A 1002-nucleotide genomic window follows, 5' to 3' on the forward strand; every position below is an offset into this window, starting at 1 on the left:
CTTGTGAGAATCTCGCTTTGCTCTTCAGGCGCCAGCCCTTGGAAGAGCGGCAGCCGCGATATCAGCGATCGGTCCAGCGCAACCAAGCGAATTTCCTCACAGCCCTTCCGCACCAATCTGCGGGAAACCTTTCTTATCCTGAGTTTGCGCCAGCGCAAATTGTCGCCGGTCGCATCAGGCTAAATGGCTTGGAACGGCGCAATGCCGCGAAGACGAAACAAAGGACAAATCGATGAAACTCTCCATCCTCGCCGCCGCAATCTCCATCCTCGCGCTCGCCGGCGGTGCAAGCGCGGAAGAGCATGTGGTGCAGATGCTCAACAAAGGCGAAAAAGGCGCCATGGTTTTCCAGCCCGCCTTCGTCAAGGCAGCACCCGGCGACACCGTCAAGTTCGTGCCGACCGACAAGAGCCATGACGCGGAGTCGATCAAGGGCATGCTTCCGGACGGCGCTGAAGCTTTCAAGGGAAAACCCAACGAGGAGATCACCGTCACACTGACCCAGGAAGGTGTGTACGGCGTCAAATGCGCGCCTCACTATGGCATGGGCATGGTCGCCCTGATCGTTGTCGGAAAGCCGGTCAACCTCGACGCAGCCAAGACGGTCAAACATGCAGGGAAGGCAAAGACGGTGTTCGCGGACCTGTTCAGCCAGGTCCCGGCCAACTGACCGGCAATCGATACAGCCATGCCTGCCGCATGAAGGGCAGGCGAGGGCCGGACGGACCGAGGGCGGCGGTTCATCCGGCCCTGTTCATTTTGGAGACGCAAATCATGGGGATTCCACGCCTGCGGGCTTATACCGGGCCCGCATTTCTTTCCTACGGATTCAGGCCCTTCTTCTTCCTCGGGTCCTTGTATGCCGCGCTCTCCATTCTGCTTTGGCTGCCGATGTATGCCGGCGAACTCGATGCCCACAGTGCGTTCGTTGCCGTCGACTGGCACATTCACGAGATGCTGTTCGGCTATCTGCCGGCGATCGTTACCGGGTTCCTGCTGACC

At 59.5% G+C, this 1002-nt stretch carries 2 protein-coding genes; both read left to right on the plus strand.

The genetic code is table 11. The annotated features are described in order from the left end of the window. The first annotated feature begins 232 nt into the window (after positions 1-232). Positions 233-670 carry a pseudoazurin gene (locus tag EN750_RS36155; protein WP_127399407.1) on the plus strand — a complete coding sequence of 146 codons (438 nt, stop codon included), beginning with the start codon at positions 233-235 and terminating at the stop codon, positions 668-670. Between the two features lie 104 nt (positions 671-774). Further along, a partial coding sequence (locus tag EN750_RS36160) for an NnrS family protein (protein ID WP_189526739.1) occupies positions 775-1002 on the plus strand: 228 nt, incomplete at its 3' end.

This window comes from Mesorhizobium sp. M7A.F.Ca.ET.027.03.2.1, assembly GCF_003999175.1.
Lineage (GTDB): Bacteria > Pseudomonadota > Alphaproteobacteria > Rhizobiales > Rhizobiaceae > Mesorhizobium.